This window comes from Kitasatospora sp. NPDC051984 (assembly GCF_044593455.1).
Taxonomy (GTDB): domain Bacteria; phylum Actinomycetota; class Actinomycetes; order Streptomycetales; family Streptomycetaceae; genus Kitasatospora.
In genome coordinates this window covers 704,508-728,135 of sequence record NZ_JBIUCB010000001.1, presented here as the reverse complement: position 1 = coordinate 728,135, position 23,628 = coordinate 704,508, and the positions used below count along the sequence as shown (strand labels likewise).

At 70.6% G+C, this 23,628-nt stretch carries 24 protein-coding genes; 1 reads left to right on the top strand and 23 read right to left on the bottom strand.

Annotated features, from left to right (window positions below; translation table 11 throughout):
• Window positions 1-82: 82 nt before the first annotated feature.
• The 3 genes from ACIHEI_RS03330 to ACIHEI_RS03320 all read right to left on the bottom strand — a co-directional run bounded on the left by ACIHEI_RS03330 (window position 83) and on the right by ACIHEI_RS03320 (window position 2,780).
• Complete coding sequence (locus ACIHEI_RS03330; RefSeq protein ID WP_387638841.1) at window positions 83-397, bottom strand: STAS domain-containing protein; 315 nt, start codon at window positions 395-397, stop codon at window positions 83-85.
• 539 nt (window positions 398-936) lie between these two features.
• Window positions 937-1,593: a response regulator gene (locus tag ACIHEI_RS03325; RefSeq protein WP_396605407.1), complete on the bottom strand. Its 657-nt coding sequence runs from the start codon at window positions 1,591-1,593 to the stop codon at window positions 937-939.
• Entirely contained in the window at window positions 1,590-2,780 is a 1,191-nt protein-coding gene (locus tag ACIHEI_RS03320; RefSeq protein ID WP_396605406.1) for a sensor histidine kinase, read from the bottom strand. Before ACIHEI_RS03320 ends, ACIHEI_RS03325 begins: the two co-directional genes overlap by 4 nt.
• Before the next feature lie 123 nt (window positions 2,781-2,903).
• Between ACIHEI_RS03320 and ACIHEI_RS03315 the strand changes: the two genes are divergently transcribed.
• Window positions 2,904-3,443: a hypothetical protein gene (locus ACIHEI_RS03315; RefSeq protein WP_396605405.1), complete on the top strand. Its 540-nt coding sequence runs from the start codon at window positions 2,904-2,906 to the stop codon at window positions 3,441-3,443.
• A gap of 7 nt (window positions 3,444-3,450) precedes the next feature.
• Here ACIHEI_RS03315 and ACIHEI_RS03310 read toward each other — a convergent pair whose 3' ends face one another.
• From ACIHEI_RS03310 to rho, 20 genes are all read right to left on the bottom strand, one after another.
• The gene (locus ACIHEI_RS03310; RefSeq protein WP_387637265.1) at window positions 3,451-4,023 is read right to left on the bottom strand and encodes a cob(I)yrinic acid a,c-diamide adenosyltransferase; all 573 of its coding nucleotides are present in this window, start codon (window positions 4,021-4,023) and stop codon (window positions 3,451-3,453) included.
• A gap of 115 nt (window positions 4,024-4,138) precedes the next feature.
• Window positions 4,139-4,639, bottom strand: coding sequence for a DUF2550 domain-containing protein (locus ACIHEI_RS03305; RefSeq protein WP_392950713.1), 501 nt, complete (start codon window positions 4,637-4,639; stop codon window positions 4,139-4,141).
• A gap of 127 nt (window positions 4,640-4,766) precedes the next feature.
• On the bottom strand, window positions 4,767-5,150 hold the full coding sequence (locus ACIHEI_RS03300) for a F0F1 ATP synthase subunit epsilon (RefSeq protein ID WP_387637270.1): 384 nt from the start codon (window positions 5,148-5,150) through the stop codon (window positions 4,767-4,769).
• Between the two features lie 219 nt (window positions 5,151-5,369).
• On the bottom strand, window positions 5,370-6,812 hold the full coding sequence (atpD, locus tag ACIHEI_RS03295) for a F0F1 ATP synthase subunit beta (RefSeq protein WP_387637273.1): 1,443 nt from the start codon (window positions 6,810-6,812) through the stop codon (window positions 5,370-5,372).
• Window position 6,813: 1 nt separating this feature from the next.
• A complete protein-coding gene (locus tag ACIHEI_RS03290) occupies window positions 6,814-7,728 on the bottom strand; it encodes a F0F1 ATP synthase subunit gamma (RefSeq protein ID WP_387637276.1) in 915 nt (304 codons plus the stop codon).
• A 32-nt stretch (window positions 7,729-7,760) separates the two neighbouring features.
• Window positions 7,761-9,335: a F0F1 ATP synthase subunit alpha gene (gene atpA / locus ACIHEI_RS03285; protein ID WP_043916035.1), complete on the bottom strand. Its 1,575-nt coding sequence runs from the start codon at window positions 9,333-9,335 to the stop codon at window positions 7,761-7,763.
• A 154-nt stretch (window positions 9,336-9,489) separates the two neighbouring features.
• Entirely contained in the window at window positions 9,490-10,305 is an 816-nt protein-coding gene (locus ACIHEI_RS03280) for a F0F1 ATP synthase subunit delta (RefSeq protein WP_392950708.1), read from the bottom strand.
• Window positions 10,302-10,859, bottom strand: coding sequence for a F0F1 ATP synthase subunit B (locus ACIHEI_RS03275; protein WP_387637282.1), 558 nt, complete (start codon window positions 10,857-10,859; stop codon window positions 10,302-10,304). Before ACIHEI_RS03275 ends, ACIHEI_RS03280 begins: the two co-directional genes overlap by 4 nt.
• Before the next feature lie 41 nt (window positions 10,860-10,900).
• On the bottom strand, window positions 10,901-11,131 hold the full coding sequence (gene atpE / locus ACIHEI_RS03270) for an ATP synthase F0 subunit C (protein ID WP_100588007.1): 231 nt from the start codon (window positions 11,129-11,131) through the stop codon (window positions 10,901-10,903).
• Between the two features lie 81 nt (window positions 11,132-11,212).
• The gene (atpB, locus tag ACIHEI_RS03265; RefSeq protein WP_387637284.1) at window positions 11,213-12,025 is read right to left on the bottom strand and encodes a F0F1 ATP synthase subunit A; all 813 of its coding nucleotides are present in this window, start codon (window positions 12,023-12,025) and stop codon (window positions 11,213-11,215) included.
• A gap of 279 nt (window positions 12,026-12,304) precedes the next feature.
• The gene (locus tag ACIHEI_RS03260; RefSeq protein ID WP_387637286.1) at window positions 12,305-12,727 is read right to left on the bottom strand and encodes a hypothetical protein; all 423 of its coding nucleotides are present in this window, start codon (window positions 12,725-12,727) and stop codon (window positions 12,305-12,307) included.
• A 279-nt stretch (window positions 12,728-13,006) separates the two neighbouring features.
• Entirely contained in the window at window positions 13,007-14,338 is a 1,332-nt protein-coding gene (locus tag ACIHEI_RS03255) for a glycosyltransferase family 4 protein (RefSeq protein WP_396605404.1), read from the bottom strand.
• 150 nt (window positions 14,339-14,488) lie between these two features.
• Complete coding sequence (gene glyA / locus ACIHEI_RS03250) at window positions 14,489-15,751, bottom strand: serine hydroxymethyltransferase (protein ID WP_387637292.1); 1,263 nt, start codon at window positions 15,749-15,751, stop codon at window positions 14,489-14,491.
• 204 nt (window positions 15,752-15,955) lie between these two features.
• Window positions 15,956-16,591 (bottom strand): protein-tyrosine-phosphatase, encoded by a 636-nt coding sequence (locus tag ACIHEI_RS03245; protein WP_392950968.1) that lies wholly within the window; start codon window positions 16,589-16,591, stop codon window positions 15,956-15,958.
• Between the two features lie 32 nt (window positions 16,592-16,623).
• Window positions 16,624-17,271: an L-threonylcarbamoyladenylate synthase gene (locus ACIHEI_RS03240; RefSeq protein WP_387637294.1), complete on the bottom strand. Its 648-nt coding sequence runs from the start codon at window positions 17,269-17,271 to the stop codon at window positions 16,624-16,626.
• 76 nt (window positions 17,272-17,347) lie between these two features.
• The gene (gene prmC / locus ACIHEI_RS03235) at window positions 17,348-18,214 is read right to left on the bottom strand and encodes a peptide chain release factor N(5)-glutamine methyltransferase (protein WP_043916027.1); all 867 of its coding nucleotides are present in this window, start codon (window positions 18,212-18,214) and stop codon (window positions 17,348-17,350) included.
• Window positions 18,215-18,232: 18 nt separating this feature from the next.
• Window positions 18,233-19,309, bottom strand: coding sequence for a peptide chain release factor 1 (gene prfA, locus ACIHEI_RS03230; protein WP_387637297.1), 1,077 nt, complete (start codon window positions 19,307-19,309; stop codon window positions 18,233-18,235).
• 135 nt (window positions 19,310-19,444) lie between these two features.
• On the bottom strand, window positions 19,445-19,672 hold the full coding sequence (rpmE, locus tag ACIHEI_RS03225) for a 50S ribosomal protein L31 (RefSeq protein ID WP_035866123.1): 228 nt from the start codon (window positions 19,670-19,672) through the stop codon (window positions 19,445-19,447).
• Between the two features lie 125 nt (window positions 19,673-19,797).
• Complete coding sequence (locus ACIHEI_RS03220; RefSeq protein WP_396605403.1) at window positions 19,798-20,910, bottom strand: LCP family protein; 1,113 nt, start codon at window positions 20,908-20,910, stop codon at window positions 19,798-19,800.
• Between the two features lie 143 nt (window positions 20,911-21,053).
• Window positions 21,054-23,168: a transcription termination factor Rho gene (gene rho, locus ACIHEI_RS03215; protein ID WP_396605402.1), complete on the bottom strand. Its 2,115-nt coding sequence runs from the start codon at window positions 23,166-23,168 to the stop codon at window positions 21,054-21,056.
• Window positions 23,169-23,628: the final 460 nt, after the last annotated feature.

The window sequence follows — 23,628 nt, the reverse complement described above, 5'->3', positions numbered from 1 at the left end:
GAAAGGGAACGCACCCCACCACAAGATCGCGCCACCGCACAATGGCTTGCCCGTACTCGCGCCCCAGCGGTCGGGCCCGCCACTACCCCATCGCGGGAAGCGCCGCCCCCTCCACCGCCAGAATCCGGTGCAGCCGCGTAGCCACCAGCAGCCGCTGGAGCTGCACCGGCACCTCCCGCAGGACGAGCCGTCGCCCGGCCCGCCCGGCCCGGCGGTGGGTGCCCATGATGACGCCGAGTCCGGTCGCGTCCCAGGACTCGAGCCGGCAGAGGTCGAGGACGAAGTCGCCCTCTCCGCCGTCGACCGCCGCGTGCAACCGCGCCTTGGCGTCGGCGGCGCTGCGCACGTCGAGCCGCCCTTCGATGGCCAGTCCGGTGTGGTCGCCGGTGATGCGCACGCTGTCCTCCTCCTCGGCCGTGTGCCGTTGCTCGTCCGCCGCGTTGCGCCCTGCCGCCCGTCCCGTTCCCCAAGGACCGACCGCGACATGTTTCGGGCCGGTTGTGCACCGGCCCTTGCTGAATCTGACGGCCAACCAGTTCCGCAGGTTGCTGTCACCCGGCGGACTGTCCCTCAACTTCACCCGTCCGAGGGAATATACGCAGGTACACCTGGTACTTACGCTCGATAACCGCCCAAATCACCCGTCTGCGGGGTGCTCCGTGAGCAAACTCACCCGGCGGGTGCGGGCGCCGCTAGAGAGCTGGTCGTACGGTCATCTGGTCCTCCCGGGGGCACGCCGAGGGCCGCCCGTGCCGGGGCAGCACCGACCGCCCGGCGGGAGCCACATCGCTCTGCGCCGGACTCTAGTAGGAGCACGCGTTCCGTGGTGCGTTCCGGCAGTGTGATCTGCACCGGAACAGGTGTGATCTGCGCCCCTCCCACGGAACCGCTCCGCCACACGGACCCCGCCGGACGAACTCCGTCACACCGGCCCCGTCACCGCTCCCCGGGAACGGGCACTCCCCGCTCCTGCGCGAGGATCGCCGCCTGCACCCGGCTGCGCAGCCCGAGCTTCGCGAGGATCCGGCTGACGTGCGTCTTGGTGGTGGCCTCCACCGTCCCGAGCCGGTGCGCGATCTCCGCGTTGGACAGGCCGGCCCCGAGGCAGCCGAGCACCTCCCGCTCCTTCGGCGTCAGCCCGTCCAGCAGCGCACCGGAGTCCGGCGCCGGAGCCGGCGACCTGGCGAAGGACGTGATCAGCCGCCGGGTGACGGACGGCGCTAGCATGCCGTCGCCGCGGGCGACCGTGCGGATGCCCTCGACCAGGGTGTCCGCCTCCAGGTCCTTGAGCAGGAACCCGGCGGCGCCGGCCCGCAGCGCGCCCCACACGTACTCGTCCAGGTCGAAGGTGGTGAGGACCAGCACCTGCGCCGCCCCGGCCTCCACCACCTGCCGGGTCGCGGCGACGCCGTCCAGCCGGGGCATCTGGACGTCCATCAGGACGACGTCCGGCCGCAGCTCCAGCGCCATCCGGACGGCCTGTTCGCCGTCCGCGGCCTCGCCGACCACCTGGAGGTCGGCCTCGGCCCGCAGGATCATCACCAGCGCGGCCCGGACGGCCGCCTGGTCCTCCGCCACCAGTACCCGGATCATTCCCGCTCCCCGCTCGCCGTCCGCGGCAGCACCGCCCGGACCCGCCACGTCCGCCCGTCCGGCCCGGCATCGAACTCGCCGCCGAGCAGTTGCGCCCGCTCGCCCATGCCGACCAGCCCGGCCTTCGCCCCGGGCACCGCCCGGCCCTCGCCCTCCCGGTACGCGGACTCCACGGTGATCTCCAACTCCCGCTCCCCGTACCGGATGCAGAGCCGGACGGAGCCAGGTGCGGCGTGCTTGACGGCGTTGGTCAGCGACTCCTGGACGATCCGGTACGCGGCCAGCTCGACCGGCGCGGGCAGCTCGACCGCCTCGCCCTGCTGCTCGGCCTCGAACCGCAGCCCGGCCGACCGCCCGGCCGCCCCGGCCTGCTCCAGCAGCACGTCGACGGCGGTCAACCGCGGTGCGGCGTAGGGCTCTTCGGGTGTGGCCTCGCGCAGCAGTCCGATCATCCGACGCATCTCGGCGAGGCCCTGCACGCTGTTCTCCCGGATCACCGCGAGCGCCTCCACCAACGGCTCGTCCGCCTCCCGTGCCTGACGGCGCGCCACCGCCTGCGCGCCGGTGGCGTGGATGGCGATCGCCGACAGGTGGTTGGCGATCACGTCGTGCAACTCGCGGGCCATCCGGGCCCGTTCGGAGACCACCGCGCCGCGCCGGTCCAGCTCGGCCAGCAGCGCGGTCTGCTCGGCCCGCAGCCGCTCCGTCTCGGCGACCTCCCGGTGCCGCCGCAGCAGGTCGGCCGTCCACACCGGGGAGAGGAAGATCAGCCCGCAGAACACGGCGACCAGCAGCGCCTCGGGCAGCGAGGCGTACTGCCACGTCAGGCCCGTCAGCACCACGGTGGTGGCGGCACCGGACAGCTGCAGGACCCGGCTCATCCGGGGCGGGCCGTACAGCACCGCCGCGTACAGCAGGTCGGTGTACAGCAGCATCGTCGGCACCAGCGAGCCGAGGTACACGGCGACGCCGAACACCACGCCGCCGACGCTGACCGTCCACACCGTCCACCGGCGCCGCACCAGCGACAGCCCGGCCATCGCCACCAGCGGCAGCACCGACACCCACGCCGACCACTCGGGCCGCCGGTCGTACGCGCCGACCGAGATCAGCAGCAGGCCGCCCAGCAGCCCGGCCAGGGCGATGGCCATGTCCTGCCCGCGTTCGGAGAGTCTCACCCGACCCATCCCAGCACTCCTCCCAACTGGCCGGAACGACCGCTCGGAGGAACCGCCGTCCGACGAACGGCTGACACGCCACTCCGCTGGCCGGACGATGACGGCCCGCCCGGGTGCGGGAAGGATCGAAGCATGGTTTCCCTGATCGTGGCCGGCGAGGCCGGCTTCTGGGTCGTACTGGCGGCGGGGCTGCTGGCCCGCTACGCGCTGCGCCTGCGCCGCACCGGCCTGGCGCTGCTGGCGCTGCTGCCGGTGGTCGATCTGGTGATCCTCGGCGCCACCGTCGCCGACCTGCGCGGCGGCGCCACCGCCGACTGGACGCACGGCCTGGCCGCCGCCTACGTCGGCTTCTCGATCGCCTACGGCCACCGCATGGTCCGCTGGGCCGACGGCCACGCCGCGCACCGGCTGGCCGGCGGCCCCAAGCCGCCCGGCGCGCCCAAGTACGGCGCGCCGAGGGCCCGTTACGAGTGGGGCGTGTTCCTGCTGACGCTGCTGGCCTCGGCCGTCACGGTGGCGCTGATCGCCGCCGTCCAGTGGCTGGTCGGCGACGCCGCGCGCACCGCGCGGCTGGATTCCTGGTACCCGCGGATGGCGCTGGTGGTCGGCATCAACCTCGTCATCGCCGCCAGCTACACGGTCTTCCCCAAGCGGCCCAAGCAGACCGGATGACCAGGCGTCAGCGGTTCTCGCCGGGCACCCACAGCACGTCGCCGCGCTCCTTGTTGGCGGTGCGGGCCAGGATGAACAGCAGGTCGGACAGCCGGTTCAGGTACTTCGCGGTCAGCGGGTTGATGTTGTCCCCGTGCGCCTCGATCGCCGCCCAGGTGGCCCGCTCGGCCCGCCGCACCACGGTGCACGCCAGGTGCAGGTACGCGGCGCCGGGGGTGCCGCCGGGCAGGATGAAGCTGCGCAGCTTCTCCAGCTCCTCCAGGAACCGGTCGCAGTCGCCCTCCAGCCGGTCGATGTACGACTGCTCGACCCGCAGCGGCGGGTACTTGGGGTCCTCGACGATCGGCGTCGCCAGGTCCGCGCCCACGTCGAACAGGTCGTTCTGGATCCGGGTCAGCACCGTCACCAGCTCGCCGTCCAGCGCCCCGGCGGCCAGCGCCACGCCGATCGCGGCATTGGCCTCGTTGGTGTCGGCGTACGCGATCAGTCGCGGGTCGGTCTTGGTGGTCCGGCTCATGTCGCCGAGCGCGGTCGTGCCGTCGTCCCCGGTGCGGGTGTAGATGCGCGTCAGGTTCACCATGCCCGCAGCCTAGCGCCCACGTCGGAGCGGGTGGACGCGAGCCGCGTCACGCTCTCCTGACGCCGGATCAGGCGTCCGGGAGATCAAGCACCCGGGAAATCAAGTACCCGGGAAATCAGGCGACGTTGACCCTCTGCCCGGGCGGGGCGGCCTCCAGCCAGGCCAGGAAGCCGGTCAGCGCGTCGTCGCTCATCGCGAGCTCCAGCGGCGCGCCCCGGTGCAGGCAGCGCAGCACCACGGAGCCGGAGAGCAGGGCGAGTTCTTCCTGCCCCTGCGGGTAGCGGCGGCCCAGCACCTCGATCTCGGTGCGCGGCAGGACCCGTCGCGGCCGGGGCGCGTAGGAGAACACCCGGAACCACTCGATGGAGTCGCCGCTGTACCGGCCGATACCAAAAACCCACCCCTTGCCGTCGGTCTGTGGGACCGGGGCCGAGGTGGGTTGGCCGTTCTCGTCGAGATCCGGCTGCGTGGAGGCGTCCGCCGGCATTTTCAAGCGGTAGGAGCAGTCGAAGGTGCCGCCCACCCGCTGGATGAGGCGGCGGCGTACCGCGAAGCCGACCAGGCCCGCGAGGGCGAGGACCACTACCGACGCGCACACCACAAGGGCGAGGACCACGCTCACCTACCTCCTCGCTGCCTTCATCCCCGTTGGCGGCCTTGCGCGGCCACCCATTCCTACCAACTGATACGACAGTCCCGAGGACACGCTACAAGCGTCCCCGGGACCGTCGCTGAGACCAGGCTCAGTGGTGCGCCTTCAGGCCGCCGGCGGCGACCAGCCGGACCTCGGCGCGACGCTCGGCGTGCGCGTCGGCCTCGTTCCGGGCGTTCTCCAGCGCGCGCTCGGCGCGGGCGACGTCGATCTCGTCGGCCAGCTCGGCGATCTCGGCAAGGATCGACAGCTTGTTGTCGGCGAACGAGATGAAGCCACCGTGCACCGCGGCGACGATCGTGCCCTCGGAGACGGTGCGGATGGTGACCGGGCCGGTCTCCAGCACGCTCAGCACCGGGGTGTGACCCGGCATGATGCCGGTGTCGCCGGAGGCCGTACGGGCAACAACGATGGTGGCCGCACCGGACCACACCTTGCGGTCGGCTGCGACCAGCTCGACGTGCAGCTCAGCCAACGTGGGCTCCTTGGCTCTTGCCGGGGCGCGGCCACCCGGGCGAACGGGCGGCTGAGCTCTCGGCAGTTTCGGTAAGAATAACGGTCACGCGCCCCCGGAACGAAACCAAGGGCCCGTAAATGACCGGGATCACAGCACTTCCAGCGTTGAGGGGTGGCCCCCGACGAGAGCCGGGAACCACCCCTCAACGGTTGGGTCTGCCGTGCGACCGGCCTGCGGTTACTTCTTCAGCAGCTCGGCGGCGTTGCGCTCGAGGTCATCGATGCCACCGCACATGAAGAAGGCCTGCTCCGGGACGTGGTCGTACTTGCCGTCCGCGATGGCGTTGAAGGCCTCGATGGTCTCCGACAGCGGGACGGTCGAGCCCTCGACACCGGTGAACTGCTTCGCCACGTAGGTGTTCTGCGAGAGGAAGCGCTCGATGCGGCGGGCACGCTGCACCGTGATCTTGTCTTCCTCGGACAGCTCGTCGATACCGAGGATCGCGATGATGTCCTGCAGGTCCTTGTACTTCTGCAGGATCCCCTTGATACGGATGGCCGTGTCGTAGTGGGTCTGCGCGATGTACCGCGGGTCGAGGATGCGGGACGTGGAGTCCAGCGGGTCGACGGCCGGGTAGATGCCCTTCTCCGAGATCGGGCGCGACAGAACGGTGGTCGCGTCCAGGTGGGCGAAGGTGGTGGCCGGCGCCGGGTCGGTCAGGTCGTCCGCGGGGACGTAGATCGCCTGCATCGAGGTGATCGAGTGACCGCGGGTCGAGGTGATGCGCTCCTGCAGGAGGCCCATCTCGTCGGCCAGGTTCGGCTGGTAACCCACCGCGGAGGGCATACGGCCGAGCAGGGTCGACACCTCGGAACCGGCCTGGGTGAACCGGAAGATGTTGTCGATGAAGAGGAGCACGTCCTGCTTCTCGACGTCGCGGAAGTACTCCGCCATGGTCAGCGCGGAGAGCGCGACGCGCAGACGGGTGCCCGGCGGCTCGTCCATCTGGCCGAAGACCAGCGCGGTCTTGTCCAGAACGCCCGAGTCGACCATCTCGTCGATGAGGTCGTTGCCCTCACGGGTGCGCTCACCGACACCGGCGAACACCGACACACCACCGAAGTTCTCGGCGACGCGGTAGATCATCTCCTGGATCAGAACGGTCTTGCCGACACCGGCACCACCGAACAGACCGATCTTGCCACCCTGGACGTACGGGGTGAGCAGGTCGATGACCTTGATGCCGGTCTCGAACATCTCGGTCTTCGACTCGAGCTCGGAGAAGTTCGGGGCCTTGCGGTGGATCGGCCACTTGACCTCGACGGAGGCCTCGAACTCGGCCTTGTCGACGTTCAGCACCTCACCGAGGGCGTTGAAGACCTTGCCCTTGGTGATCTGGCCGACCGGGACGGAGATCGCCGAACCGGTGTCGGTGACCTGCGAGCCGCGGACCAGGCCGTCGGTCGGCTGCATCGAGATGCCGCGGACCAGGCCGTCGCCGAGGTGCTGGGCAACCTCGAGGGTCAGGGTCTTCTTGCCGGTGCCGTCGGGGTTGTCCACCTCGACGTGCAGGGCGTTGTACATGTCCGGAATAGCGTCGACGGGGAACTCCACGTCGACGACCGGGCCGATGACCCGCGCGACGCGGCCCGTCGCCGTGGTCTCAACAGTGGTGGTCATATCATTCGCTCCCCGCGCTAGCGTCGGCCAGCGCGTTCGCGCCGCCCACGATCTCGCTGATTTCCTGGGTGATCTCGGCCTGACGGGCCGAGTTGGCAAGCCGCGTGAGCGACTTGATGAGCTCGCCGGCGTTGTCCGTCGCGCTCTTCATCGCACGCCGACGGGCGGCGTGCTCGGAGGCGGCCGACTGCAGGAGAGCGTTGTAGATCCGGCTCTCGACGTACCGCGGCAGCAGGGCGTCGAGGACGCCTTCGGCCGACGGTTCGAAGTCGTACAGCGGGAAGATCTGGTTCTTCGCCGGCGACTTGTCGCTGAGCTCGACCTCGTCGAGCTTCAGCGGCAGCAGGCGCCGGTCCACGGCCGTCTGCGTCAGCATCGACACGAACTCGGTCGACACCAGGTGCAGCTCGTCCACGCCACCGGTCTCCGCGGTGAAGGCCTCGATGAGGTCCGCCGCGACGGTCTTCGCGTCCCCGTAGGTCGGCTTGTCCGAGAAGCCCGTCCACGAGTTCGCGACCGCGAGGTTGCGGAACCCGTAGTACCCGACGCCCTTGCGGCCGACGATGTACGTGACCACTTCCTTGCCTTCTTCGCGGAGGCGGGCGGCAAGCGCCAGCGACTGCTTGATGGCGTTGGTCGAGTAGCCGCCCGCCAGACCGCGGTCCGCCGTGATCACAAGCACGGCGGCGCGGGTGGCGTTCGGGTTCTCGGTGGTCAGCGGGTGCTTCGCGTTGGACCGGGTGGCCACCGCGGTCACCGCACGGGTGAGCTCATCGGCGTACGGGGTGGAGGCGGCCACCGCGCGCTGCGCCTTGACGATGCGCGACGCGGAGATCATCTCCATCGCCTTGGTGATCTTCTTCGTCGCGGTGACGGAGCGGATGCGGCGCTTGTAGACCCGAAGCTGTGCTCCCATGGGTCGTTACGTCCTTTCCCTCGCTACCGGACTCAGGCCTGCTCGGAGAGCAGCTTGCCGTCCGCCGTGGTGTAACCCTGCTTGAACGAGGTGATCGCCGCGGTCAGCGCGTCGATGGTGCCGTCCTCGAGCTTCTGGGTCTCGGCGATGCCGGTCAGGATGCCCTTGTGCTCCAGGCGCAGGTGGTCGAGGAACTCGCGCTCGAAGCGACGGATCTCGGCGACCGGGACGTCGTCCAGCTTGCCGGTGGTGCCGGCCCAGATCGAGACAACCTGGTCCTCGACCGCGAACGGCTGGTACTGGCCCTGCTTCAGCAGCTCGACCATGCGCGCACCGCGCTCCAGCTGGGCCTTGGAGGCCGCGTCCAGGTCGGAACCGAAGGCGGCGAACGCCTCCAGCTCGCGGTACTGGGCCAGGTCCAGGCGCAGGCGGCCGGCGACCGACTTCATGGCCTTGATCTGGGCGGAGCCACCGACGCGGGAGACCGAGATACCGACGTTCACGGCCGGGCGGATGCCGGCGTTGAACAGGTCGGACTCCAGGAAGCACTGGCCGTCGGTGATGGAGATGACGTTGGTCGGGATGTACGCCGAGACGTCGTTGGCCTTGGTCTCGATGATCGGCAGACCGGTCATCGAGCCGCCGCCGAGGGCGTCGTTCAGCTTGGCGCAGCGCTCCAGCAGGCGGGAGTGCAGGTAGAAGACGTCACCCGGGTAGGCCTCGCGGCCCGGCGGGCGGCGCAGCAGCAGGGAGACGGAGCGGTAGGCCTCGGCCTGCTTCGACAGGTCGTCGAAGACGATGAGGACGTGCTTGCCGTCGTACATCCACTCCTGGCCGATGGCCGAACCGGTGTACGGGGCGAGGTACTTGAAGCCGGCCGGGTCGGAGGCGGGAGCAGCCACGATCGTGGTGTACTCCAGCGCGCCGGCCTCCTCCAGGGCGCCGCGGACGGACGCGATGGTGGAGCCCTTCTGGCCAACGGCGACGTAGATGCAGCGGACCTGCTTCTCCGGGTCGCCCGAGCGCCAGTTGTCGCGCTGGTTGATGATGGTGTCGACGGCGACCGCGGTCTTGCCGGTCTGACGGTCACCAATGATCAGCTGGCGCTGGCCGCGGCCGATCGGGGTCATCGCGTCGATGGCCTTGATGCCGGTCTGCAGCGGCTGCTTGACCGACTTGCGGGCCATGACGCCGGGGGCCTGCAGCTCCAGGGCACGGCGGCCGGTGGAGGCGATGTCGCCCAGGCCGTCGATCGGGTTGCCCAGCGGGTCCACGACGCGGCCGAGGTAGCCGTCGCCGACCGGAACCGAGAGGACCTCGCCGGTGCGGCGCACGGTCTGGCCCTCTTCGATGCCGCCGAACTCACCGAGGATGACGACACCGATCTCGCGGGTGTCGAGGTTCAGCGCGAGGCCGAGCGTGCCGTCCTCGAACTTCAGCAGCTCGTTCGCCATGACCGAGGGCAGGCCCTCGACATGCGCGATGCCGTCCGCCGCGTCAGTGACCTTGCCGACCTCTTCCACAGAAGCGGCGTCCGGCTGGTACGACTGGACAAAGTCGGCCAGCGCGTCCCGGATCTCCTCCGGACGGATCGTAAGCTCCGCCATCAGGCTTCCCTGCTCTCCTAGTTTGCGATCCTCGGCCCGCCATTGAGGGCCGCAAGTGCTCGACTCTCGGCCGGGTCGGGTGAACCGGCCGTACGTTTTGCCGGCCCACCTGGTGTGGACCGACGCCCGACCGAGGGTCGGATAGTGCTGGTGCTCAGCCTTCGAGGCCCTGGCGAGCGCCTTCGAGGCGGCTCGCGACGGTGCCGTCGATGATCTCGTCGCCGATCTGCACCCGGACACCGCCCTGGACCTCGGGGTCCACGTCGATGTTCAGGTGCACCGGACGGCCGTGCAGGCCGGCCAGCGCAGCGGCGAGCCGCTCCTTCTGGCGGTCCGACAGCGGCACAGCGCTGGTGACCAGGGCCACCACGCGGCCACGCCGGGAGGCGGCGAGCTTGGAGTAGGACTCCAGGCCGCCTTCCAGGCTACGGCCCCGGGGGGCGGTGACCAGGCTGGTGACCAGGCGGACGGTGCCCGCGTTGGCCTTGCCGCCGAGCAGCTTGCGGATCAGCGCCGTCTTGGCGGCCTTGTCGGCCTTCGGCTCGGTCAGCGCGGCGCGCAGCTCGTGCGAGCCCGCCACCACCCGGCCGAACCGGAACAGCTCGTCCTCGACATCGTCCAGCGCGCCCGCCTTGTCGGCGGCGATGACCTCGGCGTACGCGGTCAACTGCTCGGCCGCGTCGGCCAGGTCACGCGAACCGGACCAGCGCGAGCGGACCAGGCCGGAGACCAGGTCGACGGTCTCGCCGGAGACCTGACCGGCCAGCAGCGAGGCGACCAGCTGGGCCTTGTCCTCACCGGACCGCGACGGGTCGGTCAGCACGCGGCGCAGCGAGACCTCACGGTCCAGCAGCACGGTGACGGCGGCGAGTTCCTCGGCGAGCTTGGCCGCGTCCACCGAAGTGTTGTCGGTCAGGCTCTCGAGGTTCCCGCGACCGGCGGCGAGGGCCTCACGGCTCGCGCCGATCACTTGGACGCACCCTGGGCAGCGGCGGCCTTGGACTCCAGCTCGTCCAGGAAGCGGTCGATGACACCGCTCTGGCGGGCGTGGTCCTCCAGGGACTCACCGACGATGCGGGAGGCCAGCTGGGAGGCCAGCGAGCCCACGTCCTGGCGCAGGGCGGCGGTCGCCTGCTTCTTGTCGGCGTCGATCTGCGCGTGGCCGGCGGCGACGATGGCCTCGCGCTGACGCTGGCCCTCCTCGCGCATCTCGGCGATCAGGACAGCGCCCTGCTCACGGGCGTGCTCGGTGATCCGAGCGGCCTCGTGACGCGCCTCGGCCAGCTCGGCACGGTACTGCTCCAGCAGGGCCTGGGCCTCGGCCTGAGCGGTCTCCGCGCGCTTCATGCCGCCTTCGATGGAGTCGCGGCGCTCCTCCAGCACCTTCTCGATGCTGGGGAGGAGCTTCTTGCCGAGAAGACCGAAGACGATGAAGAAGCAGAGCAGGCCGATGATGACCTCGGGCCACGCGGGGAGAAGAGGGTTCATCTTCTCTTCAGCCGCGAGGAGAACCTCGGGGGTCATATCAGAACCTTTCGTCGGAATTGACTACCGGTGCGCCTGGCTCACTGGCCGTAGACGAACGGCATGACGATGCCGATCAGGGCGAGGGCCTCGGTCAGGGCGAAGCCGATGAACATGTTGGAGCGGATCAGGCCGGCAGCCTCGGGCTGACGGGCCATCGCCTGCACGCCGTTACCGAAGATCAGACCGACACCGATGCCGGGGCCGATCGCAGCGAGGCCGTAGCCGATGGAAGCAACGGAACCGGACACACCAGCGGCGAGAGCGGACATCTCAGCTAATCCTTTGCGGGGATGGGATACCGGTGGGTGTTGGCCACCGGGAGTTCAGGGGCGCGGCCGGGGCCGCGGGGCTCAGTGCGCCTCTTCCAGGGCACCGGCGATGTAGCTGCTGGCGAGCATCACGAAGATGTACGCCTGCAGGAACTGCACCAGCAGCTCGAAACCGGTCAGACCGACGGCCACCACGAAGGACACCGAGCCGTACAGGGCGCCGATGCTGGGGCTCAGCAGGTACCACGAGGCCACCGAGAAGACGACGATCAGCAGGTGACCGGCGAACATGTTCGCGAAGGCTCGGACCGCGAGGGTGAAGGGGCGCACGAAGATGTTCGAGAAGAACTCGATCGGCACCAGGATGAACATGACCCAGCCGGGGATGCCCGACGGCCAGCAGAGGTTCTTCATACCGCCGACGAAGCCGTGCTTCTTGAAGGTCAGCGTCATGTAGGTGATCCACACGATCGCCGCGAGCCCGACCGGGAACGCGATGCGCGACATCACCGGGAACTGGGCGAACGGGATGATGGACATGATGTTCATGATCCACACGAAGAAGAACATCGAGACCAGCATCGGGACGTACTTCTCGCCCTTTTTGCCGATCGTCTCGAGCACGATGCTCCGCTTGACGAAGTCGTACCCGATCTCGCCGACCAGCTGGAGCTTGCCCGGGAGCAGCTTCGGCTTGGCGAACGCGGCCCAGAAGAAGCCGACCACCAGGAGTGCGCAGATGATCGACAGCAGCATCGGCTTGGTGAAGTCGACGCTACCGATCGAGAAGATCGGCTTGAAGTCGAACTCGTTCAGGCCGGGGGCCGGGAAGCCGCAGCCGGAGTTCAGGTGGCAACCGGCCTCGGAGGCGAGCTGGACGTCAGCACCCACCACAGACTCCTTCGTTCTGACGCATGGTTACGGCAACCTCGGTGTGTCGGCGTGGCCTGCGGCCACGGTGCGGCACTGGAACTAGTTGGATTTCTCGCGGACCCTGCGCGGCGCATATCCACGCCACGGGATCTTCGAAAGCTTCGTGGAGTTGGGGGGCGATCCGTCCGATTCCCGGAGGGACCTGGCCGCATCCCGCACTCCGCCGTTGGGACGGACGATAGCAGCCCGTCAGGAGGGCATAAACACCGCCCCCCTCGCGAGGGGGACGGTGTGCCCCACTCACGGTTGACGCCCGGATTTCGACTTGCCGTCGGGTTCCACGTAGAAGGTCTTCGCCCTGAGCCAGCCGCGCACCTGGAACGCCGTCCAGATGATCGCGAGCCCGAGCAGGGTGAAACCGAAGACCTTGTGGTCGAAGAACGAGAGGTGCTTGGCGACTGCCAGCAGAATGCCGATCAGCAGGATCTGCGTGGTGTAGACCAGCAGCGCTGCCGCCATCATCATCTGCGGATTGTTCCGGGTCAGCCGGTCGAGTGCGACCTGGCCGAATCCGAAGAAACCGATCACCACCACCGTTGCCAGCAGGGCGCCGAGCAGGCCCTTCCCCTGGGCAACGGCGAAGGAGATCGCCATGGCGATCACTCCGGCGGCCGCAGTGGGGATTGCGGCGCCACGGAGGATCCGGGCGTCGTGGGACGGCATGTCGGCAGCTCCGGCGGCATGTCGGTGGCAAGGGGCAGAGGTACAAGGACGAGAACCACGCCGCGGACCACCACTGAGTGCGGAGCCCGTCGAGGGAGACCGACCAGGGACGGAAGTCCTCCATGTCAGGTCTTTCGGCGTGTTCTCGGTACTCGTGAACGGTATCACAAACTATTTGATGAGAGCTTTACCATGAACGTGTGGCACCTGTCACACCATCGGCCCACGAGTGCCGCCGAACGGGTGTATCCGAACGGCCCAACGGGAGTTGACACCGCGTCAGGACTGCCGCTCGTCCCGCCGGCCGGACGCCGTCGCCCCCGTTCCGATCCGCCCCAGCAGGGCCTTGTCCTCGGCCGACAGCTCGGCCATCGCGGGCACCTCGGAGGCGTCCTCGCCGGCGTCCTTAGCACCCTTCACGGAATCCGGCCCGGCGGCCCGCTCGCTGCTGCGGTAGCGGGGCGGCACGAACGGCTGAACGGCCTTCGGGGCGCGCGGCTTGAAGCGCGGCATCAGCAGCACCGCGAGGCCCACCAGGCACAGGCCCGCCATGGTCAGGACGACCGTGCGGCCGGTGTTGGTGATCGAGACCGCGACGGTGCCGAAGGCGATCAGCGCGGCCCAGAAGTACATGATCAGCACGGCCCGGCTGTGCGAGTGCCCGACCTCCAGCAGCCGGTGGTGCAGGTGCTGCTTGTCCGCCGCGAACGGCGACTTGCCCGCCCAGGTGCGGCGCACCACGGCCAGCAGCAGGTCCGCCAGCGGCAGCGCGATCACCGTCAGCGGCAGGATCAGCGGGATGTAGATCGGCACCAGGGCGTGCACGGCGCTGGTCTGCGAACCGGTCCGGGCCGAGATCAGGTCGGGGTCGACGCGGCCGGTGATGGAGATCGCGGCGACGGCCAGCATCAGGCCCAGCATCATCGAGCCGGAGTCGCCCATGAAGATCCGCGCCGGGTGCAGGTTGTGCGGCAGGAAGCCCAGGCACATGCCGATCAGCACGGCGGTGAACAGCGCGGCGGGAGCGGCGTCGTTGATCCCGTAGCCCAGCCAGAGCCGGTACGAGTACAGGAAGAACGCGATCGCGGCGATGCACACCATGCCCGCCGCCAGGCCGTCCAGGCCGTCGATGAAGTTCACCGCGTTCACCATCACGACCACCAGCGTGACGGAGATCAGCATGCCCTGGGTGGGGGTGAAGGTGACCGTGCCGTAGCCGGGCACCGGGATGGAGATCACCGTGACGCCCTGCCACACCATCACGCCGGCCGCGATCATCTGACCGCCGAGCTTCACCAGCGCGTCCACGCCCCACTTGTCGTCCAGGACGCCCAGCACGAACATGATCCCGGCTCCGGACAGCAGCGCCTTGACGTCCGCGCTCTGTACGAACAGCCGCCCCAGGTTGGTGAGTTGGGACGCCGCCAGCAGGCCGGCCAGCAGGCCGCCGAACATCGCGATGCCGCCGAGCCGCGGGGTCGGTTCGCGGTGCACGTCACGCGCCCGGACCGCGGGCATGGCGCCGGCGGCGATCGCGAACTTCCGCACCGGGGCCACCAGCAGGTAGGTCACTGCCGCCGAGACGAACAGGACCAGCAGATACTCACGCACCACTGGCCTCCAGGGTCACGGTCCGACGGACGAGTACGCAGGGTACTCCCGCGCAGGTTCGGGGTTCGAGGTGCGTCGCCACGGTGCACACCTTATTGACTCCGACGCCCAGCCCCCGCATCGCGGTTCGCCTCCGCGGCCACCGGATGCTCAGCGGCGCCCGGCGAAGGCCCGCGCCAGCTCCCGGACCCGGCCCCGCACCGACGCCGGCTCGGCCCCGCGCAGCACCTGTCCGAGCAGCTCACCGACCTCGCCGAGCTCGCTCTCCCCCATCCCCTGGGCCGCGCAGGTGCCGGTGCCGAGCCGGATCCCGGAGGTCTCGGTGGGCGGCGCCGGGTCGTACGGGACGGCGCACCTCCCGAGCATCAACCCCGCTGCGGCGCAACGGCGTTCGGCCTCCACGCCGGTCAGGCCGAGGCCGCCGACCTCCGCGGTCACCAGGTGGGTGTCGGTGCCGCCGGTGAGCGGCGCGGCCCCGGCGGCGGCCAGCGCGGCAGCCAGCGCCCGCGCTCCGGCCACGGCCCGGCGGGCGTACTCGGCGAACGCGGGGGTGGCGGCCTGGGCCAGCGCCACCGCCTTGGCGGCCACCTCGTTCATCGCCGCCCCGCCCTGGCAGAACGGGAACACCGCGCGGTCGATCCGGTCCGCCAGTTCGTCGGTGCACAGCAGCAGGCCGCCGCGCGGACCGCGCAGCAGCTTGTGGGTGGCCACGGCGGTGACGTCCGCGTACGGCACCGGGGACGGCGCGAGGCCGGCCGCGACCAGGCCGGCGCTCTGCCCGGCGGTGGCGATCAGGTAGGCGTCCACCTCGTCGGCGATCTCCCGGAAGGCCGCCCAGTCCAGGTGCCGGGGGTAGGAGATGCCGCCCGCGACGATCGCCTTGGGACGGTGCTCGTGGGCCAGCCGGCGGACCTGGTCGAGGTCGATCAGGCCGTCCTCCTCGCGCACCCCGTAGCCGTGGAACTGGAACCAGCGGCCGGAGAAGTTGGCCCGCGAACCGGCGCTCAGGTGGCCGCCGTGCTCCAGCGACATCGCCAGCACCGCGTCGCCCGGCCGCAGCAGCGCCGCGTAGGCCGCCAGCACGGCCGAAGTCGCCGACCGGGGCTGGACGTTGGCGTGCGGGGCGGCGAACAGTTCGCGGGCCCGGTCGACCGCCAGCAGCTCGACGGTGTCGGCGGGCGCGCAGCCGGTGTGGTGGCGGCGGCCGGGGTAGCCCTCGGCGTACTTGTCGATCAGCGGGCCGGTCAGCGCCGCCAGCACGGCAGGGGTGGCCAGGTTCTCGCCGGCCAGCAACTGCACGGAATCGGCCCGGCGTTCGTCCTCGGCGGCGAGCAGGTCGGCGGTCAGCGGGTCCGCCGCGCGCAGGGCCTCGGCGGCCTGCCAGTGGGTCTGTCGGGCATCGGCGACCGTCATGCTGGCTCCCGGGTGGGGGGTCCCCCAGCCGAAGGCGAGGGGGCCGGTGCGGGCGGAGATCTCTCCAGCCTAGGTCGGCCCCTGTCACCGGGCCCGCCCCCACGCGCGGGACTGGGCCTTTCGGCCGCGCCCCGGTCACCTGCATCGCCTGCGCACGCAGGCTTCACAACTTCTCCACCGAAACTTTAGTGGAGGGCGCTCAACTCACCGGTCCACGCCGGTCAGTGCGGTCACCACCGGGTCCAGCGCGTCGAATATCTCCTCGCCGCAGTTGCGGAACATGCCGATCGGCGCCCCGTACGGGTCCCTCAGCTCATCCGATTCCGGTGCGGCGGCCAGCAGCCAGCCGCGCAGGGCGGCGGCCGAGCGGACCAGCGCGCGGGCGCGTTCGGTCAGCCGCGCGCCGTCCCTGGGGTCGGGCAGGGTCCGCGGATCGACCCTTTGCACCAACCGGGTGAACTCCTTCAGCGTGAAGGTGCGCAGACCCGCCGCGTGTCCCATCGAGATCACCTGCGCGCGGTGGTCCAGGGTCGCGGTCAGCACCAGGTCGGCGTCGATCACGTGTTCGTCGAGCAGCTCCCGCCCGGCGAAGCCGGCGCTGTCCGCGCCGTACTCACCCAGCACGGTGGCCGCGTGCGCCTCCATCGGGGCACCCTCGTGGCCCCAGGTCCCGGCGCTCTCCACGACGATCCGGCCGCCCACCCGGGCGCCCAGCCGGGAGTCCAGCTCCAACCGCGCCAGGCGCTCGGCGATCGGGGAGCGGCAGATGTTGCCGGTGCAGACGAACAGGATCTTGAAGGTGTCCAGCGGGAGCGGCCCGGACGCCGGGAACGGCGCCAGGGCACTCCCCGCTCCGTACAACGGGGCGGCGGTCAACTGCCGGCCTCGACGTCCGGAGCGACCTCCCTCAGCTGCTCGACGCTGATCGCGCCCGCCCGCAGCACCACCGGCACCTTGCCGGTGACGTCGACGATGGTGGAGGCCGTGGCGTAGTCGGCCGTCCCGCCGTCGAGGTAGATCGACACCGCGTCACCGAGTTGCGCCTCGGCCGCGTCGCAGGTGGACGGGGACGGGCCGCCGGTCTTGTTGGCGGAGGACACCGCGAGCGGGCCGGTGGCGTTCAGCAGCTCCAGCGCGACCGGGTGCAGCGGCATCCGGACGGCGACGGTGCCCCGGGTCTCGCCCAGGTCCCAGCGCAGCGACGGCTGGTGCCGGGCCACCAGGGTCAGGCCGCCCGGCCAGAACGCGTCCACCAGCTCCCAGGCCTGCTCGGAGAAGTCGGTGACCAGCCCGTGCAGCGTGGTCGGCGAGCCGACCAGCACCGGCGAGGGCATGTTCCGCCCGCGCCCCTTGGCCGCCAGCAGCGCGCCGACCGCCTCCGGCGAGAACGCGTCCGCCGCGATCCCGTACAGCGTGTCGGTCGGCACCACCACCAGCTCCCCGCGGCGGATCGCCGTGGCGGCCTCACGCAGCCCGCTGGCGCGATCCTGGGCGTCGGAGCAGTCGTATCGGCGGCTCATCGGAGCAATCCCCTTCCGGTGAATTCAGTGGTGGTCTACAACGAAGCGCGACGGGCAGTAGTGCCGTGCCCGATGTTCACAACGAAGCCCTTCGGGCCGTTGTGAAGCGCGGCCGGTTGTTCAGGTCCCGGTGGTCGGCGGCGTCCGTCCAGCCGCCCTCCTCGCGGAAGATCCACGGGACCTGGCCGCCCTGGGTGTCCGCGTGTTCGATCACCACCGCACCGCCGGGCCGCAGCAGCCGGGCGGCGACCCGCTCGATGCCGCGGATGGTGTCCAGGCCGTCCTCGCCGGAGAACAGCGACATCTGCGGGTCGTGGTCGCGGGCCTCGGGGGCGACGTACTCCCACTCGGTGAGCGGGATGTACGGCGGGTTGCTGATCACCAGGTCGAACCGGCCGTCCCAGGCCCGGTCGTCGGCGAACGCCTTGGTGGCGTCGCCCTGGTGCAGGTGGACCCGGGCCCGGTCGGGGCTGGCCTCGATGTTGCGGCGGGTGTAGGCGATCGCGCCCTCGTCGAGCTCGAACGCGTGCACCGTGGAACGCGGCAGCTCCTGGGCGAGCGCCAGCGCGATCGCCCCGGAGCCGGTGCACAGGTCGACCACCAGCGGCTCGGCGACGTCCATCGCGCGGACCGCCTCTATCGCCCACTCGACCACTGTCTCGGTCTCCGGCCGGGGCACGAACACCCCGGGGCCGACCTCCAGTTCGAGGTAGCGGAAGAACGCCCGCCCGGTGATGTGCTGCAGCGGCTCGCGCTGCTCGCGGCGGGAGATCGCCTCCCAGTAGCGGGCGTCGAAGTCCCCGTCCGGCACGGTGTGCAGCTGGCTGCGCTTCACGCCGTGGATGTGCGCGGCCAGCTCCTCGGCGTCGAAACGCGGCGAGGGTACGCCGGCCGCGGCCAGGCGCTGGGTGGCCTGGGCCACCTCGGCGAGCAGCAGGTTCATCCCTCGGGCCCCTTAGGCTCAGTTCTCCTGCGCGGCGGCCAGCTTGGCCGCGGCGTCGGCGTCCACACAGGACTGGATCACCGCGTTCAGGTCGCCGTCCAGCACCTGGTCCAGGTTGTACGACTTGAACCCGGTGCGGTGGTCGGAGATGCGGTTCTCCGGGAAGTTGTACGTCCGGATCCGTTCGGAGCGGTCGACCGTGCGGACCTGGCTGCGGCGGGCGTCGGACGCCTCCCGCTCGGCCTCCTCCTGCGCGGCGGCCAGCAGCCGCGAACGCAGGATGCGCATCGCCTGCTCCTTGTTCTGCAGCTGGCTCTTCTCGTTCTGGCAGGACGCGACGATACCGGTCGGCAGGTGGGTGATCCGGACCGCGGAGTCGGTGGTGTTGACCGACTGCCCGCCCGGGCCGGAGGAGCGGTAGACGTCGATCCGCAGGTCGTTGGCGTGGATCTCCACCTCGACCTCCTCGGCCTCCGGGGTGACCAGCACGCCCGCGGCGGAGGTGTGGATGCGGCCCTGCGACTCGGTCGCGGGCACCCGCTGCACCCGGTGCACGCCGCCCTCGTACTTCAGCTGCGCCCAGACGCCGTGGCCGGGCTCGGCGTTCCCCTTGGTCTTCACGGCCACCGAGACGTCCTTGTAGCCGCCGAGGTCGGACTCGTTGGCGTCGATGATCTCGGTCTTCCAGCCGACCCGCTCCGCGTACCGCAGGTACATCCGCAGCAGGTCACCGGCGAACAGCGCGGACTCCTCGCCGCCCTCACCCGCCTTGACCTCCAGGATGACGTCCTTGTCGTCGTTGGGGTCGCGCGGCACCAGCAGCAGCCGCAGCTCCTCGGTGAGCTCCGCCTGCTGCGCCTCGGACGCCTTCGCCTCGGCGATGAAGTCCGGGTCCTCGGCGGCGAGTTCACGCGCGGCGACGATGTCCTCGCCGGCCTGCTTCCAGGCCAGGTAGGTCCGGGTGATCGGGGTCAGCTCGGCGTACCGCTTGGCCAGCTTGCGCGCGTTCGCCTGGTCGGCGTGCACGGACGGATCGGCCAGCCTCTTCTCGAGGTCGGCGTGCTCGACGAGGAGCTCTTCGACTGCCTCGAACATCGGGTGGTCCTACTTCCGTGAGTGCCGAACAGGGGGTGCCCAACCTGGGTGCTGGGCAGGAGAGACGCGAACGGCGCCGGCCCGAACGCCCCCGTGCAGTACACGAGGGCGCCCGAGACCGGCGCCGTGGAAGCGCTAGGCCGACTTGTTGCCGGAAAGCTTCTTGCCGAAGCGCGCCTCGAAGCGGGCCACGCGGCCACCGGTGTCCAGAATCTTCTGCTTGCCGGTGTAGAACGGGTGGCAGTTCGAGCAGACCTCGGCGCGGATCTCACCGCTGGTCTCGGTCGAGCGAGTGGTGAACTCGTTGCCGCAGGTGCAGGTCACCTTGGTGACCACGTACTCCGGGTGAACGTTGGACTTCAACGGATTCTCCTAGCTGATCGGGAGGGCACCGGGTCGGCGAACATGGACATCCGCACGTGAACCGGGACCGACGGACCAGTGTGCCAGCACTGCCCGCTTCTTCCCAAACCGGGAGGGAGGTTGCGCTATTCCGCGCCCCGGTACAGGCCCGCCGCGCCAGGGCTGATCGACGCCCGGGCGGACGGGGAGGCCTCCGCCGGGTTGCTGGGCTGCTCGGAGACCACCGGGGTCGGCACCGGCTGGTCGACCCGCAGCGCCGCCCAGAGCTGCTGGGCGTCCGGGTTCTTCGGGGCCACCCGGTTCGGGTCGCTGGGGGCGTACGTCACGGGCAGCGTGACCATGGTCAGCTGGTCCGGGCCGATCCGCTTCAGGGTCTGCGCCAGGCCCACCAGCGAGCTCACCGAGGCCAGGTCGGAGTCGGTGGTGAGCGACTTGGTGAGCTTGTCGCCGAGGCTCCACACCGCCATCGGATCGGTGGCCAGGCCCTGCGCGTCGATCCGGCCGAGCATGGCCTTCACCATCTCCTTCTGGAGCTCGATCCGCCCCAGGTCGCTGCCGTCGCCGACGCCGTGCCGGGTGCGGACGAACGCCAGCGCCTGCTGCCCGCCCAGGTGGTGGGTGCCGGCCGGCAGCTGGAGCCCGCTGTCCTGGTCGCTTATCGGCACGGTGGTGGTGACGTCCACCCCGCCGATCGCGTCGATCACCGAGGCGAAGCCGGCGAAGTCCAGCTCGACGAAGTGGTCCATCCGCATCCCGGTGAGCTGCTCGGTGGTCTTCACCGCGCAGACCGGTCCGCCGACCTCGAACGCCGAGTTGTACATCGCGCTGCGGACCGCCGGGACGGGCTTGCCGTCCGGACCGGTGCAGGCGGGCCGGGCGACCAGGGTGTCGCGCGGTATGGAGACCACCGAAGCGGCCGTGTGCGTCTGGTTGACGTGCACCACCATGGCGGTGTCGGAGCGGGCGGTGTTCCCGGTGTCACCACCGGCCAGGTCGCCGTTGGCGCCGGCCCGCGAGTCGGAGCCGAGCACCAGCAGGTTGAACGAGCCGTCGGTGGAGGCGGGCGGCCGGGCACTGCCCAGTTGCCCGGAGATGTCGACGCCGTGCAGGTTCCGGTTCAGCTTCCAGTAGGCGAGCCCACCCAGTCCTGCGACCAGCAACAGCACGGCGACCAGCGCGAACAGCGCGATCCGCAGTCCGCGTCGACCCGTGAAGCGGGTCTTCCGGTGTTCGGCCATATCGCCTCATTTCACCTGGAGTGCGACCTTTCGAGCATAAGTGACGCACCGGTAGGGCGAGCGGGTTGCGAACCCCGCCTGAGAAAAGCCTGAGACCCCGCACCGCGCGCGGCGGTACGGGGTCTCAGCAGGGCGTAACCGGATCAGTCGCCGGAACCCGGGGTGTTCTTGGCGATCTGCATCAGGAACTCGGCGTTCGTCTTGGTCTGCTTCATCTTGTCCAGCAGCAGCTCGATCGCCTGCTGCGAGTCCAGAGCGTGCAGCACCCGGCGGAGCTTCCAGACGATGGAGAGCTCCTCGTGGCCGAGCAGGATCTCCTCCTTGCGGGTGCCGGAGGCGTCCACGTCGACGGACGGGAAGATGCGCTTGTCCGAGAGCTTCCGGTCGAGCTTGAGCTCCATGTTGCCGGTGCCCTTGAACTCCTCGAAGATCACCTCGTCCATCCGCGAGCCGGTCTCGACCAGCGCGGTGGCCAGGATGGTCAGCGAGCCGCCGTTCTCGATGTTGCGCGCGGCACCGAAGAACTTCTTCGGCGGGTACAGCGCGGTCGAGTCGACACCACCGGACAGGATGCGGCCGGAGGCGGGCGCGGCCAGGTTGTAGGCGCGGCCCAGACGGGTGATGGAGTCCAGCAGGATCACCACGTCGTGGCCCAGCTCCACCAGGCGCTTGGCACGCTCGATGGCGAGCTCGGCGACGGTGGTGTGGTCCTCGGCCGGGCGGTCGAAGGTCGAGGAGATGACCTCGCCCTTCACCGACCGCTGCATGTCGGTGACCTCTTCCGGACGCTCGTCGACCAGGACGACCATCAGGTGGCACTCGGGGTTGTTGTGGGTGATCGCGTTGGCGATCGCCTGCATGATCATGGTCTTACCGGTCTTCGGCGGGGCCACGATCAGACCACGCTGGCCCTTGCCGATCGGCGACACCAGGTCGATGATCCGGGTGGTCAGCACGCCCGGGTCGGTCTCCAGGCGCAGCCGCTCCTGCGGGTACAGCGGGGTCAGCTTGCCGAACTCGGGGCGGCCGCGGCCGCTGTCCGGGTCCATGCCGTTGACAGAGTCCAGGCGCACCATGGCGTTGAACTTCTCGCGGCGCTCGCCGTCCTTCGGCTGCCGGACGGCGCCGGTGATGGCGTCACCCTTGCGCAGGCCGTGCTTGCGGACCTGGGCCAGCGAGACGTAGACGTCGTTCTGACCGGGCAGGTAGCCGGAGGTCCGGACGAACGCGTAGTTGTCGAGGATGTCCAGGATGCCCGCGACCGGGATCAGGACGTCGTCGTCGCTCAGCGGGACCTCGGGGCCGGTCGTGCCCTCGAAGCCGTCGCGGCGACGGCCCCGGCGGTCGCGGTAGCGGCCACGACGGCCGCGGCGGCCGTCGCCGAACTCGTCGTCGTCGTAGCCGCCCTGCTGCTGGGCGCCGCCGCCCTGCTGCTGGCCCTGGCTCTGACCCTGGCCCTGCTGCTGGCCCTGCTGGCGGGACTGGCCGCCGTCCTGCTGCTGGCCGCCGCCCTGCTGCCGGTCGGCGCGGTCGCGCTCACGGCGGTTGCGGCGGTCCCGGCGGGACTCGCGCAGTTCGCCGTCGCTGTCGGCCGCGGCGGTCTCGGTGCGCTCGGCACGCTCGCCGCCCTCGCGGCGGTCGCGGCGGTCCCGGCGCTCGCGGCGCTCGGAACGGCCCTCGCCCTCGGCGGCCTGGCGCTGGCCCTCGGCCTTGGCCTCGGCGGCCGGCTGGGCCTGCTCGGTGGTGGTGGTGGCCGCGGCCTCGGCGGTCGGCGCACCGGCGGCGGCGGTGGCGCGGCGGCGCGGACGCTCGGTCCGGGTGGTGGCGGCCGCGGTGTCGGCGGCGGCCTGCACCGGGATCTCGATCTGCGCCTGCGGCTGCGGCTCGGTGGCGGCAGCGGTGCGGGCGCGGCGGGCCGGCTTCTCCTTCTCCTCCGCGGCGGCCGGAGCGGCCTCGGCGGCGGGAGCAGCCGACTTGGCGGCCTTCTTGGCGGCCGGAGCGGCGGGGGCGGAGCCGCCCGCGAGCAGCGGGTCTCCGCCACTCTTCTCCTTGATGGCCTCGATCAGCTGGCTCTTGCGCATCCGTCCGGTACCGCTGATCCCGAGGGTCGAGGCGAGCTTCTGGAGCTCGGCCAGGACCAGGCCGTCCAGGCCGGCGGCAGCGGTACGACGGCGTCGCGCCGGAGCCGCGGGGGCGGCGGCTGCGTCCGACGCCTCGGCGTCCGGGCGCGCGCCCATCAGATCGGTGGTGTCGCTCACTAAGGGTCCTTCCCTGGAGCGGACGTCGGCCTGTCTGGCACGGCGACCGGTTGTGCTGTCCTGTCCAACGTCTCTGTGCGCTGGTCAGGGGCTGGATTCCCGCGGAAGGCTGGTCCTTCCGGGGAGCTGCGAAGTGCGGTGCACTGTGGTGCGAAGGTGGCGCGGACGGCCGGTACCGACCTCGCTGCGCCTTGTTGATGCCCGGGCCCCCGTCGCGCGGCGGCAGTTCGGGCCCCGCCCGGCCAGGCCTCAGTGCAGAGGCTGCGGGTGGGAGTCTGGTGCCGTCACGGCTTCGGGATGGGCCGCAGTTGCGCAGGCAGGCTGCGTACGCAGTGTGGCGGGCTCCCGGAGAATCGTGATCCCGAGCTTCCGGCCCCCGTGCGGACGGGGGAACGGGATCGGGATGCGTCGCACCGGGCCCCGGAGGGCATCTGGTGCAGCAATGAGGTTAACACTACCG

Coding starts and splice junctions, on each gene's coding strand:
- ACIHEI_RS03325 (WP_396605407.1), bottom strand. CDS start 1,593: ATGATCCGGGTACTGGTGGCGGAGGACCAGGCGGCCGTCCGGGCCGCG.
- ACIHEI_RS03320 (WP_396605406.1), bottom strand. CDS start 2,780: ATGGGTCGGGTGAGACTCTCCGAACGCGGGCAGGACATGGCCATCGCC.
- ACIHEI_RS03315 (WP_396605405.1), top strand. CDS start 2,904: ATGGTTTCCCTGATCGTGGCCGGCGAGGCCGGCTTCTGGGTCGTACTG.
- ACIHEI_RS03310 (WP_387637265.1), bottom strand. CDS start 4,023: ATGGTGAACCTGACGCGCATCTACACCCGCACCGGGGACGACGGCACG.
- atpD (WP_387637273.1), bottom strand. CDS start 6,812: ATGACCACCACTGTTGAGACCACGGCGACGGGCCGCGTCGCGCGGGTC.
- ACIHEI_RS03290 (WP_387637276.1), bottom strand. CDS start 7,728: ATGGGAGCACAGCTTCGGGTCTACAAGCGCCGCATCCGCTCCGTCACC.
- atpA (WP_043916035.1), bottom strand. CDS start 9,335: ATGGCGGAGCTTACGATCCGTCCGGAGGAGATCCGGGACGCGCTGGCC.
- ACIHEI_RS03275 (WP_387637282.1), bottom strand. CDS start 10,859: ATGACCCCCGAGGTTCTCCTCGCGGCTGAAGAGAAGATGAACCCTCTT.
- atpE (WP_100588007.1), bottom strand. CDS start 11,131: ATGTCCGCTCTCGCCGCTGGTGTGTCCGGTTCCGTTGCTTCCATCGGC.
- ACIHEI_RS03260 (WP_387637286.1), bottom strand. CDS start 12,727: ATGCCGTCCCACGACGCCCGGATCCTCCGTGGCGCCGCAATCCCCACT.
- glyA (WP_387637292.1), bottom strand. CDS start 15,751: ATGACGGTCGCCGATGCCCGACAGACCCACTGGCAGGCCGCCGAGGCC.
- ACIHEI_RS03240 (WP_387637294.1), bottom strand. CDS start 17,271: ATGAGCCGCCGATACGACTGCTCCGACGCCCAGGATCGCGCCAGCGGG.
- prmC (WP_043916027.1), bottom strand. CDS start 18,214: ATGAACCTGCTGCTCGCCGAGGTGGCCCAGGCCACCCAGCGCCTGGCC.
- prfA (WP_387637297.1), bottom strand. CDS start 19,309: ATGTTCGAGGCAGTCGAAGAGCTCCTCGTCGAGCACGCCGACCTCGAG.
- ACIHEI_RS03220 (WP_396605403.1), bottom strand. CDS start 20,910: ATGGCCGAACACCGGAAGACCCGCTTCACGGGTCGACGCGGACTGCGG.